General features: G+C 72.6%; 14 protein-coding genes and 1 tRNA gene. 4 read left to right on the top strand and 11 right to left on the bottom strand.

The genetic code is table 11. From position 1 onward, the window contains the following. Nucleotides 1-3: 3 nt before the first annotated feature. On the bottom strand, nucleotides 4-1,278 hold the full coding sequence (gene mshC, locus H9641_RS14030; RefSeq protein WP_191804789.1) for a cysteine--1-D-myo-inosityl 2-amino-2-deoxy-alpha-D-glucopyranoside ligase: 1,275 nt from the start codon (nucleotides 1,276-1,278) through the stop codon (nucleotides 4-6). A gap of 120 nt (nucleotides 1,279-1,398) precedes the next feature. Between mshC and H9641_RS14025 the strand changes: the two genes are divergently transcribed. Next, nucleotides 1,399-2,550, top strand: a complete 1,152-nt coding sequence (locus tag H9641_RS14025; RefSeq protein ID WP_191804787.1) for a CorA family divalent cation transporter — start codon at nucleotides 1,399-1,401, stop codon at nucleotides 2,548-2,550. 4 nt (nucleotides 2,551-2,554) lie between these two features. Here the strand turns inward: H9641_RS14025 and H9641_RS14020 are convergent, their stop codons facing one another. Further along, nucleotides 2,555-3,415, bottom strand: a complete 861-nt coding sequence (locus tag H9641_RS14020; protein ID WP_191804785.1) for an undecaprenyl-diphosphate phosphatase — start codon at nucleotides 3,413-3,415, stop codon at nucleotides 2,555-2,557. Between the two features lie 195 nt (nucleotides 3,416-3,610). On the opposite strand from H9641_RS14020, the gene H9641_RS14015 reads away from it, so the two are divergent. Then, nucleotides 3,611-4,579: an aldo/keto reductase gene (locus H9641_RS14015; protein ID WP_191804783.1), complete on the top strand. Its 969-nt coding sequence runs from the start codon at nucleotides 3,611-3,613 to the stop codon at nucleotides 4,577-4,579. A 3-nt stretch (nucleotides 4,580-4,582) separates the two neighbouring features. Here the strand turns inward: H9641_RS14015 and H9641_RS14010 are convergent, their stop codons facing one another. Continuing rightward, a complete protein-coding gene (locus H9641_RS14010) occupies nucleotides 4,583-4,903 on the bottom strand; it encodes a primosomal protein (RefSeq protein ID WP_191804781.1) in 321 nt (106 codons plus the stop codon). A 112-nt stretch (nucleotides 4,904-5,015) separates the two neighbouring features. On the opposite strand from H9641_RS14010, the gene H9641_RS14005 reads away from it, so the two are divergent. Next, the gene (locus tag H9641_RS14005; RefSeq protein WP_056646951.1) at nucleotides 5,016-5,246 is read left to right on the top strand and encodes a DUF5703 family protein; all 231 of its coding nucleotides are present in this window, start codon (nucleotides 5,016-5,018) and stop codon (nucleotides 5,244-5,246) included. 72 nt (nucleotides 5,247-5,318) lie between these two features. Here the strand turns inward: H9641_RS14005 and H9641_RS14000 are convergent, their stop codons facing one another. The 8 genes from H9641_RS14000 to H9641_RS13965 all read right to left on the bottom strand — a co-directional run bounded on the left by H9641_RS14000 (nucleotide 5,319) and on the right by H9641_RS13965 (nucleotide 16,784). Next, entirely contained in the window at nucleotides 5,319-6,662 is a 1,344-nt protein-coding gene (locus tag H9641_RS14000; protein WP_191804779.1) for a M20/M25/M40 family metallo-hydrolase, read from the bottom strand. A gap of 93 nt (nucleotides 6,663-6,755) precedes the next feature. Further along, on the bottom strand, nucleotides 6,756-8,495 hold the full coding sequence (locus H9641_RS13995; RefSeq protein WP_191804777.1) for a multicopper oxidase family protein: 1,740 nt from the start codon (nucleotides 8,493-8,495) through the stop codon (nucleotides 6,756-6,758). A 211-nt stretch (nucleotides 8,496-8,706) separates the two neighbouring features. Further along, the gene (locus H9641_RS13990) at nucleotides 8,707-10,794 is read right to left on the bottom strand and encodes a M3 family metallopeptidase (RefSeq protein WP_191804775.1); all 2,088 of its coding nucleotides are present in this window, start codon (nucleotides 10,792-10,794) and stop codon (nucleotides 8,707-8,709) included. Nucleotides 10,795-10,805: 11 nt separating this feature from the next. Beyond that, on the bottom strand, nucleotides 10,806-11,447 hold the full coding sequence (locus tag H9641_RS13985) for a GNAT family N-acetyltransferase (RefSeq protein ID WP_191804772.1): 642 nt from the start codon (nucleotides 11,445-11,447) through the stop codon (nucleotides 10,806-10,808). 116 nt (nucleotides 11,448-11,563) lie between these two features. Beyond that, complete coding sequence (gene ald, locus H9641_RS13980) at nucleotides 11,564-12,679, bottom strand: alanine dehydrogenase (RefSeq protein WP_191804771.1); 1,116 nt, start codon at nucleotides 12,677-12,679, stop codon at nucleotides 11,564-11,566. Nucleotides 12,680-12,887: 208 nt separating this feature from the next. After that, nucleotides 12,888-14,096, bottom strand: coding sequence for an RtcB family protein (locus tag H9641_RS13975; RefSeq protein ID WP_191804769.1), 1,209 nt, complete (start codon nucleotides 14,094-14,096; stop codon nucleotides 12,888-12,890). An 82-nt stretch (nucleotides 14,097-14,178) separates the two neighbouring features. Next, nucleotides 14,179-15,396: an alpha/beta fold hydrolase gene (locus H9641_RS13970; RefSeq protein ID WP_191804767.1), complete on the bottom strand. Its 1,218-nt coding sequence runs from the start codon at nucleotides 15,394-15,396 to the stop codon at nucleotides 14,179-14,181. A gap of 65 nt (nucleotides 15,397-15,461) precedes the next feature. Next, entirely contained in the window at nucleotides 15,462-16,784 is a 1,323-nt protein-coding gene (locus H9641_RS13965; protein ID WP_377616948.1) for an AI-2E family transporter, read from the bottom strand. A 164-nt stretch (nucleotides 16,785-16,948) separates the two neighbouring features. Between H9641_RS13965 and H9641_RS13960 the strand changes: the two genes are divergently transcribed. Further along, nucleotides 16,949-17,033, top strand: a tRNA-Leu gene (locus H9641_RS13960). The last annotated feature ends 100 nt before the right edge of the window (nucleotides 17,034-17,133 follow it).

Here is a 17,133-nt window from a genome sequence, read left to right as displayed (position 1 = left end):
GTTCTAGAGACGCACCCCGAGCAGGGCGTTGACCGCCCGCGAGATCACCCCGGGGGCGCCCTCGGTGTCACCCGAGGTGTCCCGGCCCTCCGCGAGCGAGACGTCGGCCCACGCGTCGACGGCCGCGAGCGCCGTGGGCGCGTCGAGGTCGTTCGCGAGCGCCTCGCGCACCGCGGCGAGGGTCGCGTCGGCGTCGGGTCCGCCGTTGCCGGAGACGGCCGAGCGCCAGCGCTCGAGGCGCTCGACGCCGGCCGGGAGGTCCGCGTCGGTCCACTCCCACTCGGAGCGGTAGTGGTGCGCGAGGAGCGCGAGGCGGATGGCCATGGGGTCGACGCCCGTGGCGCGCAGGGCGGAGACGAACACGAGGTTCCCGCGCGACTTGCTCATCTTCTCGCCCTGGTAGGCGACAAGGCCGGCGTGCACGTGGTTGCGCGCACCGAACCCGTGGTCGAGCAGGCGGTCGTGCGAGGTCGACATCTCGTGGTGCGGGAAGAGCAGGTCGGCGCCGCCACCCTGGATGTCGAAGGGTAGGCCCAGCCCGTCACGGGCGATGACCGCGCACTCGATGTGCCAGCCGGGGCGCCCGGTGCCGAGGCTCGCACCGTCCCACGAGGGCTCGCCCACACGCTCGCGCCGCCAGAGCAGCGGGTCGAGGGGGTCCTTCTTGCCGTCGCGCTCGGGGTCTCCCCCGCGCTCGCCGAAGAGCCGCACCATGTCGTCGCGGCTGAGCCGCGAGACCGCGCCGAAGCGCGCGTCGGCGCTCAGGTCCGCGTACACGTCGCCGAGCTCGGGGGCGTCTCCGCCCGCGCCGGGCTCGACCGGGACGCGGTAGGCGAAGCCGTCCTCGATGAGCGCCTCGACGGCCTGGACCACGTCGGGGATGGCCTCGACCGCGCCGCGGTACACGTCGGGGGGCACGACGCCGAGAGCCGTCATGTCCTCGGCCAGCAGGGCCGTCTGCTCGACCGCGAGGTCCCACCAGTCCACGCCGGTCGCGGTCGCGCGCTCGAGCAGAGGGTCGTCGACGTCGGTCACGTTGGACGCGTGCGTCACGGTGTGACCCGCGTCGCGCCACGCGCGGTTGAGGAGGTCGAACCCGACGTAGGTCGCGGCGTGCCCGATGTGGGTCGCGTCGTACGGGGTGATCCCGCAGACGTACATGGTCGCGGTGTCCCCCTCCGCGGCGACGACGAGCTCCCCGGTGGTGCTGTCGTGCACCTGGATCGGGAGGCCGCGGCCGGGCAGGGACGGGATCTGGGGCATGGGCCAGGAGTGCACGCGACAACCTTAACCGCGAACGGTCCCGCGGGTTCCGCCCCGCTCGTCGGGCGAGGTGCCCGACGGCGAGGGCGCGCCCGCCCCGGTGGCGCGCCTGCGCCGTCGGGCCAGAATGCAGGGGTGAGCCAACCCACACGACCCGACGCCCCCCGCCCCACCGGAGGCCGGCCCGACGAACAGGGCGCCCCGCGCTCGGAGCCCACCCGGTACAAGGAGCTGTGGGTCGAGGGGCCCGACGGGCGCGTGACACCCGTGACGCACCCCGGGGACTGGTCGGGCCGGTGGGAGAAGGACGGCGAGGGGGCTCCGGCCGGGACCGACAGCGAGACGTCGGGCAGCGGCGGCGAGGGATCGGGCGGCAAGGGAACAGGCGGCACGCGCTGGTACGAGGTGCGCACGCTCGAGGACTTCGTGAGCGCGGCGGACGCGCTGGGCGTCGGGCTCTCGAGCCAGGTGGGCCGCGGGCACCTGCCCGTGCACGTGCGCGTCAAGCACCCCGTCGCGCACGTCGAGCACATCGGGATGGACTGGCTCCTGGTCGTCACGCCCACCGTGTCGTTCCAGGAGGAGGACCGCCAGGTCAGCACGGGCAGCTTCTGCCTCCTCGTGGGACCCGACGTGGTCGTCACGGTCGAGAAGGGCGCCGCAGGCGTCCACGACCGCATGCGCGAGCACCTGACCGGCCCGTCGCACGGACGCAGCACCGGGTTCCGCCATCTCGCCGAGGAGGCGCTGTTCGCGCTCGTCGCCACGGCCTCGGACGTCGAGCTCGCGCTCGGCGACGCGGTCGCCGAGGTCGAGAAGCTCGTGTTCGAGCGGCAACGGAACGTGGACCCGGTCGTGCCCATCTACGACCTCAAGCGGGAGATCACCGAGGCCCGCCGCGCTCTGCTGCCCATCACGGCCGAGCTCCCCGAGCTGGTCTCGGGCAGCGCCCGGTCCCGCATCACGTTCGACAAGCGGCTCATGGAGCGGCTCGTGTCGACCGTCGAACGGATCGACCGACACCTCGACGCGCACGACGACCTGCTCTCCGACATGCTCTCGGTGCACCTGTCCCAGGTGTCGGTGCGCCAGAACGAGGACATGCGCACGATCAGCGCCTGGGCAGCGATCCTCGTGTTCCCCACGATCGTGGGCGGGATCTACGGCATGAACTTCGACCACATGCCCGAGCTCCACTGGACGCTGGGCTACCCCCTGGCCATCGCGATCATGGTGGCCGGCTGCTTCGGGCTCTACGGCGCGTTCAAGAAGGTCGGCTGGATGTAGGCGCTCAGGCGAGCGGCTGGAGCACGCCCACCGTGAGCAGGATCACGACGACCGCAGCGAGCACGAGCCGGTAGATCACGAACGGCTTGTAGCTGAACGTCGAGACGATCTTGAGGAACGCGATGATCACGAGGTAGCCCACGACGAACGCGACCAGGGTCGCGATGAGGGTCGCACCGAAGCCCGGCGACCCCGGGACGGGCTCGCCCGTGACCGACTTGGCGAGCTGGTAGAACCCCGAGCCCAGGACCGCGGGGATCGCGAGCAGGAACGAGTAGCGGGCCGCGGCCTCGCGTGTGAAGCCCATGAGCAGGCCCGCCGTGATGGTGCCTCCCGACCGGGACACTCCGGGGACCAGGGCGAGCGCCTGCGCCAGCCCGAAACCGACGGCCTGGCGCGGCGTCAGCTCGTCGAGCGTGCGCGTCTTGGCACCGACCCGGTCCGCGAAGCCGAGCAGCAGGGCGAAGACGGTCAGGGTGAGGGCCGTGATGTACAGGTTGCGCAGCGACGCCTCGATCGCGTCCTGGAACGCCAGGCCCAGGACCACGATCGGGATCGAGCCGAGCGCGATGAACCATGCCATCGCGGCGTGGTGGTCGTGCTTGCCCATGCGCGAGCGCCAGTCGGTCCCGCTGTCACCGCGCAACGCCCGCCACCAGGCCGAGCAGATCGTGGCGATGTCTCGCCGGAAGTAGAGGATGACAGCCGTCTCGGTACCGATCTGGGTGATCGCCGTGAAGGCGGCCCCCGGGTCCGAGGAGCCGATCAGCTCTCCCACGATGCGCAGGTGCGCGCTCGAGGACACCGGCAAGAACTCGGTCAGGCCCTGGACGAGGCCGAGGAGGATCGCTTCCCACGCATTCACGAGCGGTCACGATACCTGCCCCGCCGCCGCCCTCCGGGACCGACAGGCGCCGCGGGGGCAACCGTCACCGAGCCGCCGCACGCCGGCCATCTCCCGGACACCGGCTGGACGCGTCGGCCCAGAGCGACGGACCTCACCCCGGCGACGCGCGCCACGTCCGGGCGGGGGGCGCCCCTGGCCGGTAATCTGCCGCGCATGGAACTTCGTCAGCTCGGTCGTACCGGCCTGCGCGTCTCACCCCTGGGCCTCGGGACCATGACGTGGGGCCGCGACACCGACGAGATCGACGCCGCGGAGCAGCTCCGCGACTTCGTCGACGCCGGGGGCAACCTCGTCGACACCGCGGCCTCCTACGGCGGCGGTGACAGCGAGTCCATGATCGGCTCGATCCTCGCGGGCAAGGTCGACCGTCGCGAGGTCCTGCTGTGCACCAAGGCGGGCATCCGGACCACGGCCGACGGCAACGCCGTGGACGCCTCGCGCGGTGCGCTGCTCGACTCGCTCGACGCCTCGCTCGAACGGCTGGGGACGGACCACGTCGACCTCTTCCTGGTCCACACCCCCGACCCGCGCACGCCGTTCACCGAGACGCTCTCGGCGCTGCGGCTCGCGGTCACGACGGGGCGTGCGCGCTACGTGGGGCTGTCCAACCACCCTGGATGGGCCGCCGCCCGCGCCGCGGCCTCGCTCGACGCGCACGGTGACGTGGGGCTCGCCGCGGTCGAGCTCGAGTACTCGCTGCTCCAGCGCGGGATCGAGCGCGACGTCGTGCCGGCCGCGACCGAGATGGGGTTCGGGGTCCTCGCGTGGTCCCCCCTGGGGCGGGGGGTCCTCACGGGCAAGTACCGCAGCTCACTGCCCGCGGACTCACGCGGTGCGTCCTCGCACCTGGCCGGGTTCGTGCAGCCCTACCTCGACGGGGCGTCGTCGGGGATCGTCGAGGCCGTGGCGACGGCCGCGAACGGCCTGGGCCGCGCACCCCTCGACGTCGCCCTGGCCTGGCTGCTCGAGCGGCCGGCCGTGTCGAGCGCGATCGTCGGGGCGCGCACCCCCGCGCAGCTGCGCGCCTCGCTCGCGGCCTGCGACCTCGAGCTGCCCGACGCGGTGCACTACGCGCTCGACGACGTCAGCGCGCTGCCGCTCGGATACCCCGAGCGCTGGTGAGGGTCAGCGGCTGACGCCGTCGCTCAGGTCGACCTGGTCGAGCTCCTCGTCCTGGTCGTCGAAGTCCTGCTCGTCGCCCTCGTCGTCGCCGTCCTCGTCACCCTCGTCGTCGTCGTCCTCGTCGTCCTCCGCGAGGTAGAACGGCGTGGCCTCGCCGTGCACCTGGGCGAGCGCCTCGTCGTACACCTCGTAGGCGTCGGCCAGCACGTAGTAGGCGTCGTCGACCGCCGGGTCGTCCTCGCCACGGCGAGCGGCGACCGCGGTGTAGTGGGCCTCGAGGGCCGCGATGAATCGATCGAGAGCGGCGCGCGGGTCAGCGGTCATACCCTGACGGTAGACCTGCGCGAGGCACAATGGCACTCGGAATCCCTCGGCGGGAGGGTGAGGTACGGCTCACCGCTCCCCCGGCTCGGAACGAACGCGTGGACGGTGACGGATGACGAGCACGACCCCTCGGCAGCGGACCGGCTGGGCCGAGAACGGCGGCCAGTACGAGTACCGGGTGCTCACGATCGACAGGTCGGTGAGCCGGCACGACGCGGTCCGCCTCCTGACCGACGAGGCCGAGCACGGCCACTGGGAGCTCGAGCGCACACGCCTGTACGTGGGCGGCGAGCGGCGCGTGTGGCTGCGCCGCAAGATCATCCGGGTGCGCTCGACCCTCTGAGCTCGCCCCGCCCTCGGCGGGGTCCGGCCGCCCCTGCCCGCCGGGCTCGTCGACGGGCAGGGCGCGGTCGCCTCAGCAGGTCCGCAGCAGGCGGTCCAGGACGCGCACGCCGAACTTCAGGGACGCGACGGGCACGCGCTCGTCGACCCCGTGGAACATGCCGGAGAAGTCCAGGTCCGCGGGGAGCTGGAGCGGCGCGAACCCGTAGCCCGTGATGCCGAGCCGCGCGAGGGACTTGTTGTCGGTCCCGCCCGAGAGCGTGTACGGCAGGACCGTGGCGCCCGGGTCCTCGGCGTGCAGCGACGCGATCATGGCGTCGACCAGGTCGCCCTCGAAGGGCACCTCGAGCGAGATGTCGCGGTGGATGGGCTCGATCCGCACGTGCTCGCCCACGAGCCCCTCGATGACCGCGAAGCCCTCGTCCTCGTGCCCGGGCAGCAGGCGCACGTCGACTGCGGCCTCTGCGCGCCCGGGGATGACGTTGGCCTTGTAGCCTGCGCCCAGCTGGGTCGGGTTGGACGTGTGACGTACGGTCGCGCCGACGAACTTCGCGGCCGGGCCGAGGGCCGCGACGAGCGCGTCGATACCGGCCTGGTCGCGAGGGTCGTAGGGCAGTCCGGTCAGGTCGGCCACGCCGCGCAGCAGCGCGTCGACCGTGGGCGTGATGGTGTACGGCCACTGGTAGGCACCGATGCGCGCGACCGCGGCCGCGAGGTGCGTCACGGCGTTGTCGGTGTTGACCTGCGAGCCGTGCCCGGCGCGGCCGTCGGCGACGAGCTTCAGCCAGGCGATGCCCTTCTCGGCGGTCTGGAGCAGATAGGCACGCTTGCCGTCGATGTCCACGGAGAACCCACCGACCTCGCTGATGGCCTCGGTCGCGCCCTCGAAGATCTCGGGGCGGTGGTCGACGGCCCAGCTCGCGCCGTACGTGCCGCCCGCCTCCTCGTCGGCGAAGAACGCCACGACGACGTCGCGTGCGGGCTTGCGGCCCTCGCGGACCATCTGGCGCACGACCGCGAGGATCATCGCGTCCATGTCCTTCATGTCGACCGCGCCGCGCCCCCACAGCAGCCCGTCCTTCTCCTCGCCCGCGAACGGGTCCACGGACCAGTCCGAGGCCTGTGCGGGGACGACGTCGAGGTGCCCGTGCAGGACGAGCGCGGGGCGCGTGGGGTCCTGACCCGGCAGGCGCACCACGACGCTCGCCCGTCCCGGTGCGGACTCGAACAGCTCGGGGCTCAGCCCGACCTCGTGGAGCGAGGCCATGACGTACTCGGCCGCGGCGCGCTCGCCCGGGCCCGACCCGTCCCCGAAGTTCGACGTGTCGATGCGCAGCAGGTCCTGGCAGATGCGCGCGACCTCCTGCTCGGCGGTCGGGTGGGCCGGGGGGTTCGCGGGGTGGGCGTGGCTCGTCATGGCCACACCGTACCCGCTGGGTTCGCCGCCCTCGAAGCGATCGCGAGGTGTCTCGCCCCGCGAACGCACGAGGCCACGACATGTGGTCAGACCTCAGCCGTGGTGTCCGGCGCCCGCGAGGTCCGCACCGTCCGTGAGGGGCGAGCGTCGCGGGCCGGTCCCACCGCGCGACGCGTCGTCGGACGTGGACGCGTGGTCGCCCTCGTGCCCGACGTCGTCGCTCACCCCCGGCAGCAGGTCGCCCGGGGCGGGGCGCCCCGCCGTACCGGGGGCTGCCGCCGGGTCGACGACCACGAACTGCCCCATCATCCCCTGGTCCTCGTGGCGGAGCAGGTGGCAGTGGAACATGTAGGGGTGCTCGGCGTCGGGAGCGGTGCCGAACGTGACCAGGAGCCGCGTGATCCTGCCGGGGCGCACGTAGACCGTGTCCTGCCACCCCTCGAGCTCGAGGGGAGGCGGCTCGCCCGAGACGTCGAGCACCTGGAACTGGGCGTCGTGGACGTGGAAGTTGTGCGGCGAGTCGTCGAGGCTCGTGACCTCCCAGACCTCGGTCGCGCCGGCGTCGACGACCTCGTCGATCCTGCGCAGGTCCATGTCCTGGCCGTTGATCGAGGTGCCCGACAGCTCGAAGCGGCGCGTGGCGACCGCGCTCGCCGCGTCCGCGGCGGGGACGTCCGCCAGGGTCGTCGGCACGGGCCCCGAGGGCTCGAGCCGGTCGGCCGCGCGCAGCTCGAGCACGTCGAGGGTGTCGTCCCCGCCGGCGAACCGCGCGGTGAAGGCGTTCACCCCGAGCTCCTGCGGGAAGCTGCGCAGCACGGTCCGTTCGCCGGGGGTGAGCGCGACCACGATCTCGGCCCGGTCGCCCGGTGAGAGCTGGATGCGGTCGGTCGTGACGGGCGCGCCGAGCAGGCCACCGTCCGAGCCGACCAGCTGGAAGTCGCGACCGTCGTCGAACCCGAGGTCGTAGACGCGCGCGTTGGACCCGTTGAGCACGCGCAGCCGGACCCGCTCGGTCGTGACGTCGAGGTACGGCTCCGGCGTCCCGTTGACCAGGACCACTGCACCGCGCACCCCCGTGCTCGACAGGAAGGGGTCGGCGTCGTCGAGCCTGCCGTCCGGGTGGAACTTCTTGTCCTGGACCACGAGGGGGACGTCGTCCACGCCGTACTCGTGCGGCAGGGCGTCCTGGACCGCGGCCTCGGGCGAGCCCGCAGGCTCGTCGAGCAGGAAGAGGCCCGCCAGGCCGCGGTAGACGTGGTCGGCCGTGCGTCCGTGCAGGTGCGGGTGGTACCAGAGCGTCGCCGCGGGCTGGGAGACCGTCCACGTCGGGGACCACGTCTGCCCGGGGTCGACCTGCTGGTGCGGGCCGCCGTCCATGACCGCGGGGAGCTTCATGCCGTGCCAGTGCAGCGTGCTCGTCTCGGACATCGAGTTCGTCACCTCGATGCGGACCTGCTCGCCGCGGGACGCGCGCAACGTCGGCCCCAGGAACGACCCGTCGACGCCGAGCGTCGGGGTGAGCCCGCCCTGACCCAGGTCGGTCTCACCCTCCTGCAGGTCGAGCGAGAACACCCGGACCCCGTCCTCGACGCTCGACCCGGCGAGCGGCGGGATCGCGAGCGGGCGCGTGAACTCGACCTCGCCCTCGGTCGAGGTCGCACCCCGGGAGAAGGCCACGGCGACACCTGCCGCGATGCCTCCGACGACGAGGGCGACGAGCACCACCACCACGACGCCCCAGCGGCGCCGACGGCGAGGCTCGGGCCGGGAAGGCCCGTCACCCTCCGCGGGGGTCCCGGGGAGGGGGGCGTCACCGTCGGGCAGCGTGGTCATGTCGGTCGCGAGGCTCCCAGGTCAGGTCGGCGCGGACGGCTCCGCGCTCGGCGAGCCACCAGGGTGGCTCGCCTCCAGGCTAGGGAGGGCGCGTCGTCGGGCACATCGGGGGTCTCCCCCACCCCTGCCCTGAACCGACCCTGGTGCGCTCCCGACGCCCGGGCGCCGAGGGGGACCCGTGCGCGGGTCCACCTCGGCACGGCGGGGACGACTACGCGTCGAGCCCGCGACGCGTCAGCAGCGGCGCGATCTCCGGGTCGCGGCCGCGCAGGTCGGCGAACGCGACCATGGGGTCGACCGAACCGCCGCGCGCGAGCAGCTTCTTGCGGAACGCGTCGCCGTTGGCCCGGTTCAGGCCGCCGTTCTCCTCGAACCAGGTCACGGTGTCGGCGTCGAGCACCTCGGACCAGATGTAGGAGTAGTACCCGGCCGAGTAGCCGCCGCCGAACACGTGGTTGAAGTACGTCGTGCGGTAGCGGGGCGGCACGGGCGCGAACCCGACGCCGGCCGCGTCGAGGGCCGCGGCCTCGAACGGCAGGACCTCGTCGACGCTCGTGGGGACCTGCTCGGGGCTCATCTGGTGCCAGGCCTGGTCGAGCAGCGCGGCCGCGAGGTACTCGGTCGTCCCGAAGCCCTCGTTGAACAGGCGCGAGGCCAGCATGGTCTCGACCCACTCGGCAGGCATGGGCTCGCCCGTGACGTGGTGCACCGCGTAGGACGTGAGGATCGCGGGCTCCCAGGCCCACATCTCGTTGACCTGCGAGGGGTACTCGACGAAGTCGCGCGGGACCTCGGTACCCGACTGCGACGGGTAGCGCACGTCCGAGAAGAGCCCGTGCAGCGCGTGGCCGAACTCGTGGAAGAGCGTGATGACCTCGTCCCACACGAGCAGCGTGGGCTCGCCCGCCGGGGGCTTGACGATGTTGAGGTTGTTCACGACGACGGGCGGCTGGTCCAGGAGGTGGTTCTGGTCGACCAGGTTGTTCATCCAGGCACCGCCGCGCTTGGACTCGCGCGTGTAGAAGTCGGCGAGGAACAGCCCCAGGCCCTTGTCCTGCTCGCCGACCGGCCCGTCGAAGACCTCGAACACGCGGACGTCCGGGTGGTAGCCCACCAGGTCGGAGCGCTCGGCGAACGAGATGCCGTAGAGCAGGTTCGCGGCCTTGAACACGCCGTCGGTCACGACGCGGTCGAGCTCGAGGTAGGGACGCAGCGCGGCGTCGTCGAGCGAGTAGCGCTCCTTGCGGACCTGCTCGGCGAGGTACGCCCAGTCGGACGCGCGCAGCTCGGCGTCGTCGCCCTCCTCGCGGGCGAGGGCGACCTCGAGGTCACCGGCCTCGCGGCGGGCGTTCGCCACGGCCGCGGGGGCCAGGCGCGAGAGCATCGCGTTGACGGCACCGGTCGTCTTGGCCGTCGCGTCCTCGGCGATGTACGCCGCGTGGTGGTCGTACCCGAGGAGGCGGGCGTGCTCGGCGCGCAGGCGCGCGAGGTCGATCACGATCTGGCGCGTGTCGTTGTCGTCGCCCGTGGCACCACGCGTCATGGACGCCTGCTGGACGCGCTCGCGGGTCTCGCGGCGCGAGAGCGACGCGATGACGCCCTGCTGCGTGGGCAGCTGCATCTCGAGGAGGTACTTGCCCTCGTGCCCGCGCGTCGCGGCCGCGGCCGCAGCCGCGGCGATGGCGTCCTCGGGCAGCCCCTCGAGCTCGGCGGCGTCGTCGACCAGGACGCTCGCGGCGTTGGCGCCCGCGAGCAGCTTGCGACCGAACGCGGCCTCGAGCGAGGTCAGCTTCCCGTTGAGCTCACGCAGGCGGTCCTGGTCCGCGGCGTCGAGCTCGATGCCCGAACGGCGGAAGTCGACGAGGAGGGTGTGCAGGAGCCAGGCCGTGTCGGCCTCGAGCGCGAGCTCGCCCGCGTCGACGGCGTCCTGGAGCGCACGGACGCGCGCGTACAGGCGTGCGTCCATGTAGATCGCATCGTGGTGCGCCGAGAGCTCGGGGGCGATGGTCTCCTCGATGTCCTCGAGACCCGGCGTCGAGTCGGAGCTCGCGACGTTGTAGAAGACCGTGACCGCACGGGTCAGGAGCTGTCCTGCGGACTCGAGCGCCTCGAGGGTGTTGGCGACCGTGGGCGCCTCGGGGTTGGTGACGATCTCCTCGATCTCCGCGCGCTCGGCGTCCATGCCGGCGCGCAGCGCGGGGAGATAGTGCTCCTCGCGGATCGTCGTGAAGTCGGGGAGCTCGTACGGGAGGGTGGACGCCGCGGCGAAGGGGTTGGCCGGGTCGAGGGTGCTCGTCATGCGTCCTATCTTCACCCGGCGGGCACCCTGCTCACGACATCAATCCCGGCGAGGTCGCCGTCCGTCTCCGCGGACGGCCACGGCTCGACCGGTTCTCGCGGGTCGCCCGCGAGGAGGGTGCCGATCCACGCGTCGCGGCGCACGCCCCGCTGGACGCCGAAGCCCCGCACCGTCCCCTCGACACGGAACCCGAGCCGCCACGCGGCGCGACGCGAGGCCCAGTTGCCCGTGAACGCGGTCCAGACCATGCGCGAGAGCCCGAGTCCCTCGTCGTCGAACGCCCAGTCGGTCACGATCCGCCCGGCCTCGGTCACGAGCCCCTCGCCGCGCGCCTCGGGAGCGAGCCAGTACCCGATCTCGGCCGAGCGCTCGGGGGTCGGCGAGGTGTCCAGCGCGAGCCCGATCATGCCGAGGACCGGCCCCTCGGGAGCCTCGGGTCGGCGGATCGCCCACGTGCTCCCGCGACCCGTGCGCCACGACTCGGGCACGACCTCCTCGATGTACGACGCCGCGTCCGCCCGCGTGTACGGGCTGGGCACGGTGGTCCACGCCGCGATCTCCGCGCCCTGGCAGAGCTCGGTGATGCGGTCGACGTCCGCTGCCGTGGGCATCGCGAGGTGGACGTGCTCGTTGGCCAGGACGAAAGGCTCCATCCGGACAGCATGCCACCGGCCGTAAGGGGCCGACAGGGCATTTCCCGCCCGGACGACCGCGTTCTGATGCGGCCGCGGGCCGCACCGCGCTCCGGCAGTGCTCCCTGACCCCCCGATCACTCCCCCAGGACGTCCTCGGCGCGCGTCCACGGCAGCCCGAGCGCGGCGCCCACCTGCTCGTTGACCAGGGTGCCGGTCACGGTCGTCAGTCCGTTGCGCAGCAGCGGGACCGTCCGGAGCGCCCGCGCCCCGCCGTCGGCGAGGAGTGCGAGGTAGGGCAGGGTCGCGCTGGTCAGGGCGAGCGTGCTCGTCACGGGCACGGCGCCGGGCATGTTCGCGACGCAGTAGAACGTCGAGCCGTGCACCCGGAACGTGGGGTCGTCATGGGTCGTGGGCCGGGTGTCCTCGAAGCAGCCGCCCTGGTCGACCGCGATGTCGACGAGCACCGACCCGGGCCGCATGCGCGCCACGAGGTCGTTCGTCACGAGCCGGGGCGCCCTGGCCCCCGCGACCAGCACGGCGCCGATCACCAGGTCGGCCGCGAGCACCTCCTGCTCGATCGCGTACGCGCTCGACGCGACGGTCCGCACGTGGCCCGCGAACTCCTGGTCGAGCGCGCGCAGCACGGGCAGCGACAGGTCGAGGATCGTGACCTCGGCACGCATCCCCACCGCGATCTCGGCCGCGTGCCGGCCGGCGGTCCCGCCACCGAGGATCACGACCCGCCCCGGCCTGCTCCCGGGAACGCCGCCGAGCAGCACGCCCGCGCCGCCCGCAGGACGCATGAGGTGATAGGCCCCGACCTGCGTCGCCATGCGCCCGGCCACCTCGCTCATGGGCGCGAGCAGCGGCAGCGAGCCGTCGGGCGCCTGGGCGGTCTCGTAGGCGACCGCGGTCGTGCCCGCGTCGAGCAGCGCGGCCGTGCCGAGGGGGTCGGCCGCCAGGTGCAGGTACGCGAAGAGCAGCAGGTCGTCACGCAGCAGCGGGTACTCGCTCGGCACGGGCTCCTTGACCTTGCACACGAGCTCGGCGCGCCCCCAGACCTCCTCAGCAGTGCCCACCACGCGTGCGCCCGCGCCCGCGAACTCCTCGTCGGAGATCGCCGAGCCCAGCCCGGCCCCGGCCTGCACCAGGACCTCGTGCCCTGCGGCGACCAGGTGGTGCGCGCCCGCGGGGGTGAGCGCGACGCGGAACTCGTTGTTCTTGACCTCGGCGGGAATCCCGATCCTCATGCCGTCAGCGTGTCGCGTGCCGGGCGATCACGCGCGCCGAGCGGCCGCGGGCCCCGTGGTCCGGGGCGTGTGCCCGCCTGCGCCGCGCCTGCCCGACGGCGGGCCGCACCCTCACGGAGAAGGTGCGGTCCGTCGTCGGGCGGGACGGGGGAAGGCCCTGGCCGTCCTCGACCGAGGCCGCCCCGACGCCCGACGGTCCGTGGACCGGTCAGTCTCCCTTGACGTTGACGATCTGCCGCAGCGTGTGACGCACCTCGACGAGGTCCGCCGCGTCCTGCATGACCCGGTCGATCGACTTGTACGCCGCCGGGATCTCGTCGATGAACGCGTCGGTGTCGCGGTACTCGATGCCCGCCATGGCCTCGCGCAGCTGCTCGTGCGTGAAGGTCCGGCGCGCCTTGCTCCGCGAGTACTCACGCCCCGCGCCGTGCGGCGCGGAGTCGAGCGCGAGCGGGTTCCCCTTGCCCACGACGACGTACGACGCCGTGCCCATGGACCCCGGGATGAGACCCGGGTCCCCCTCCCGGGCACGGATGGCCCCCTTGCGGGAGACCCACACGTCCTTGTGGAAGTGGTGCTCGAGCTCGGTGAAGTTGTGGTGGCAGTTGATGCGCTCGGCCTCCTCGACCGGCGCGAGCCCCGACCAGGCGTCGAACGCGGCCACCACGCGGTCCATCATCTCCTCGCGGTTGAGCAGCGCGAAGTGCTGGGCCCACCGCAGCTCGCGGATGTACGCCCAGAACTCGTCGGTGCCCTCGACGAGGTACGCGAGGTCCTTGTCCGGCAGGTCGATCCAGTACCGGGTCATGAGGTCGCGCGCGACCGCGATGTGGTGCTGCGCGATCTTGTTGCCGACCCCGCGCGAGCCCGAGTGCAGGAAGAACCAGACCCGGTCCTCCTCGTCGAGGCTGACCTCGATGAAATGGTTCCCGGACCCCAGCGACCCGAGCTGCAGGCGCCAGCTCCCCGCGTACCGCGCGGGATCGAAGCCGGCCTTGCCCGCGAGCGCCTCGAGCTCCGCCACGCGCGCCTCGGCGGTCTCCGTCAGGCGCTGGTTGTAGGAGCCGGCGCTCGTGGGCACGGCCTGCTCGATCGCGAGCCGCAGGTCGCGCAGCGCCGGTCCAGCGATGTCGGCAGCCGTGTACTGCGTGCGGACCGCGACCATGCCGCAGCCGATGTCCACCCCGACGGCGGCGGGGACGATCGCGCGCAGCGTGGGGATCACCGAGCCGACGGTCGCGCCCAGGCCCAGGTGGGCGTCGGGCATGAGCGCGAGGTGCGGGTAGACGAACGGCATGGTCGAGGTGCGCTCGGCCTGCTCGCGGGCGCCGTCGTCGAGGATCGAGGCCCAGCTCCAGAGGGTCTTGGTCAGGCGGGTCGCCGTGGTCTTCACGGTCGCCCGGGTGTTCGTGGTCATGGCGAGAACTGTGGCAGGCCGCCGGTGGCCGCGGCGAGGGATTTGCGCCGCTTGCCTGGGCCGAGCCGCGGAGGGCAGCCGGTCAGCAGGCGGTCGAGGGGCGGCGGCCCGCCTCGACCTCGGCCAGCCAGAGGAACAGCTCGGGCAGGGACGCGTCGGCCGCCAGGGCGTGCGTGATCCCCGGGAAGGTGTGGAGCACGACGTCCGCACCCTGCGCACAGAGCAGCCTCACGTAGCCTTCGGTGGTCGCCGGCACCACGAGCCTGTCGGCGAGCCCCTGCCCGACGAACACGGGCACGTCGATCGGCTGCCCGCCCGCGCTGTTCTCCCGCAGGAGCGTCTGCCACGGCTCGGTCGTGGCCGGGTCGGCCGTGACGTAGCCGCCCACCAGCGGGTCGGCGATCGCGTGGATCTCACGGGTCTCGGTCAGCAGGCAGAGCGCGGCCATCCTGGGCGTCGCGGCAGCGCCGGCGGGAGTCAGGATGCCGTCGATCTCGGACTTCGGGTAGCGGTCGGCGTACGCGGCCTCGTAGGCCGGGACGGCGAACGAGGCGATCGTCGTGCCCGACAGGTTGACGATGTCGTCCGACATCAGCGCGTTCAGGTTCGCGGCCGGGGCCGCCACGGCGACCCCCTCGAGAGTCAGCTCGGGTGCGTAGGACCCCGCCCGCTCGGCAGCGAACAGCGCCGCCTGACCGCCCTGCGAATGCCCCCAGAGCAGCAGGCGGTCGCCGACCCCGCCGTCCGGCAGCGCTCGCGCCGCGCGCGCGATGTCGAGGACGCTGTTCGACTCGGGCACTCCGAGCAGGTACGAGGACGCACCGTCGACACCGAGGCCCGGGTAGTCGGTCGCGGCGATCGCGTAGCCCGCCGCGAGCAGCTCGTGCAGTCCCTCGACCAGCTCGAAGGGGTCGAGCGCGAGCGAGGGCGCGCACCGTGGCGCTGCGCCCGTGGTGGGGTGCGCCCACGACACCAGGGTGCGACCGCCCTCGGGTGCGGGCCGGTCGGGCACGACGACCACCCCCGACACCGCGACGTCGTCACCCGCGAGGTCCCGCGAGTGGTAGAGGACGCGCCAGGCGAGCGATCCCTCGGGGGCGCTCGCGATCGGTTCGCTCCGGATGATCGTCCCGGGCGCCGCCTCCGCGAGGGGCGTGGGCGGCACGTAGAACGGCGCGTCGGTGGCCTGCTCCGATCGGCCCTCGACGACCCGCCGGACCGCGTCCGCGGCGAGCAGCGCGAGCACGATCGCGACGGCTGCGAGCAGCACGAGGACCGGGCGACGGACATGCGTGCGCACAGCACCCTCCTCCTCCGTGCGGGGAACGCCGCCAGGAGCCCTCCTGCCCGACGGCGTCGCTCACCTCAGGCGTCGGCCGTCGCCTCCTTGTCGTTCGTGGCCCCACCGTTCGAGGAGCGCCCACGACCGGAGAGGGCGATCTCCTTGGCCGTGGGGATCTCGTCCTCCATGGGCGGGTCCTTGCGGCGCAGCTTGCTGAAGACCGCCCAGGCGACGGCGACGAGGGGGACCGAGACCACGGCACCCAGGATCCCTGCGATGAACGTTCCGGACGTGACCGCGAGCGCGACCACGACGGGGTGCAGCGAGACCTGCTTGCCCATGACGAGCGGCTGGAGGATGTGGCCCTCGAACTGACCGATGAGCGCGATGAAGATACCGACGAGGGCTGCGTTCACGACCCCGTTCGCCGCCAGCGCGACGACCATGGCGATGACCATGGCCGCGGGCGCACCGATGAGCGGGATGAACGCGCCGATGAACACCAGGACCGCGAGCGGCGCGGCGAGGGGGACGCCCAGCACGACGAGCACGATCGCGGCGAGGATCCCGTCCGCGAGCGCGATGATGACGGTCCCCCGGGCGTAGCCCGAGAACGTGTACCAGCCCGCTCCCCCGGCCACGGTCCACGTCTCGCGCGAGCGGGCCGGCAGCTGGTTGAGGAACCAGGTCCACATGTCCTTGCCGCGGGCCAGGAAGAAGATGGTGCAGAAGATCGCGAGCGCGAGGACCGCGAAGGCCTCGAACACCGAGCCGGCGCTCGCCGCGGCCTGGCTCGCGATGTCGCCACCGTGCTCGGTGATCCACTTGCGACCGTTCTCGATCCAGGTGTCGACGTCGTCGGACGTGATCGTCACCGGCAGGGGGCCGTGCTCGAGGAAGTCGAAGATCTTCTCGATGCCGGTGTTGAACTGGCCCGCCAGCTTGTCCCACTGACCTGCGACCGACGTGATGACGTAGGTCAGCAGGCCCCCCAGCACCAGGAACGCCGAGAGCAGCGCGAGAGCCGTGGCGAGTCCTCGCGGCATGATCTTCGCGTACCAGTCCGTCACGGGGCGCAGGACCGAGGTGATGACAAGGGCCAGGAAGACCGCGATGAACACGATCTGCACCTGGGCGGTCGCGTAGAAGATCACACCGATGCCCGCGATGAGCAGCAGGAGGCGCCACGACCAGCCCGCGCTCGTCCGCAGCCAGGACGGCACCGTGTCGTCGTAGCCGACGACCGAGGGGTTCCGCCGGGCGCCCGCGACCTTGCGCGCCGCAGGGCTCGCGCCCGCGAGGTGCTTGACCGACGCCGAGGGGCGATCACCCCCGCTCCCCGTGCTCGACGCCGCAGCGCCGTCCGGTCGTGCGTCCTTGTCCTCGGCCACGAGCACCCCATCCACTGACGATCCGGTAGGCGAAACCACCCCTGACCTGCACCGACCGGTGCCCGGGGACCAGGGTCGCTCCCCAGTCTGCCCCACGGACCCGATGCACGCTTGGCGCCCGGAACGTGTTATGTTTTTCCCCGCAAGGCCCCCGGCGGGAACGCCGGGACCTGACACCTGTCCGGGTGGCGGAATGGCAGACGCGCTAGCTTGAGGTGCTAGTGCCCTTTATCGGGCGTGGGGGTTCAAGTCCCCCTCCGGACACTCGTTGAGACAGCGAACCGCGAAGCGGACCAGGGAAACCTCGGTCCGCTTCGTTGTGCGGGACCCGGTGGCGACACCGGCAGCAGGACACAGCAAGACA

It is taken from the genome of Oerskovia merdavium, assembly GCF_014836755.1.
Taxonomy (GTDB): domain Bacteria; phylum Actinomycetota; class Actinomycetes; order Actinomycetales; family Cellulomonadaceae; genus Oerskovia; species Oerskovia merdavium.
The sequence above is the reverse complement of the archived record's forward strand: the minus strand, read 5'-3'. Positions and strand labels throughout refer to the sequence as shown.